Genomic DNA, 1,045 nt, shown 5'->3' on the forward strand with positions numbered 1-1,045 from the left:
GGAATTGGCCCAGTTTGAAAAAGAAATTCTGCACTTTGTACATCTAATATCGACTGGGATAGTCGAAATAAAACTTTTGAAAGGAAATCCGTTGCTATTAGTAAAAATAACGAAAGAGACAACATTTTGTTTCTTACAACTTTCTTAGATAGATCAAGTCTGCCAAGAATCATTCCTAACAAAAAGAAACATATCCAAGGGAATACTGGATGATACCCATTAAACAAAAGATTTCTTATAAAACCTTCTATGGTCCAGAAATCAAGATATTCCATAAATGGTTGTTCAGGGTGCCATCCATTCATATAATCAAGTGTCACTTGTAAGATTTGCGAAATTACTAAAAAGATACTAGATAAAATAACAATTAGCTTAGTAGAAGCCATTATAAGAAAGGATGCAATTAGCATATACACTCCATAATAATGTAGTATATCTCCAGTCCAGCCTACCACATATAAAAGTAAACCTAGAATGAATAGAAAAGCTGAACGTTTCCATAAAGTCACCCTATTTTCTCTAACATAAGAAAGTGCTCCATTTCTTGCTTTTCTGGTCATTAAAGAAACTCCGATACCCGCCAACATTACAAAAGTAGCTGATGCTCTTCCTTGAAAAAGTTCAGTAAACCAAACAAGCCAATCCGGTCCATTGCCTTCTGCTCCCATAATAACTGTATAGTTTACTATAAGCATTCCAAACATAGCCAAAGCTCTAGCAAAATCTAACCCTTCAATACGTTTAGATTGTGAGTGTTTGGTCATAATGTTCCCCCCTTACTTATTTTAGAACACTATTAATAGCTTCTTGCCATATTCCTCTATAATCTAATTGGAATCCAGTCAATATGAAGTTACTAATATTATCAATAACCATCACAAGCATTTGAGCTTTAACTTCTACATTCTTACTTTCAACTACACCAATTTCCACTCCATAATTCATTAAGTCATAATAGCTCTTTAAAAACCCTTTTTGAATCTCATTCAATCTATTTAGATACTTTTCATTTCGAGCAGCGAGTAAAATATATTCATTAAAAATC

Annotated in this window: 1 protein-coding gene and 1 pseudogene; both read right to left on the reverse strand. The window is 32.9% G+C overall.

Going from position 1 to position 1,045, the window contains the following annotated elements; translation table 11 throughout:
- A partial coding sequence (locus V7014_RS27115; RefSeq protein ID WP_335512233.1) for a DUF418 domain-containing protein occupies positions 1-764 on the reverse strand: 764 nt, incomplete at its 3' end.
- A gap of 16 nt (positions 765-780) precedes the next feature.
- Positions 781-1,045 (reverse strand): annotated as a pseudogene (locus tag V7014_RS27120) (TetR/AcrR family transcriptional regulator); the annotation flags it as partial.

The organism is Bacillus sp. JJ722 (genome assembly GCF_036963345.1).
In the GTDB taxonomy this organism is placed as follows: Bacteria; Bacillota; Bacilli; order Bacillales; family DSM-1321; genus Bacillus_AD.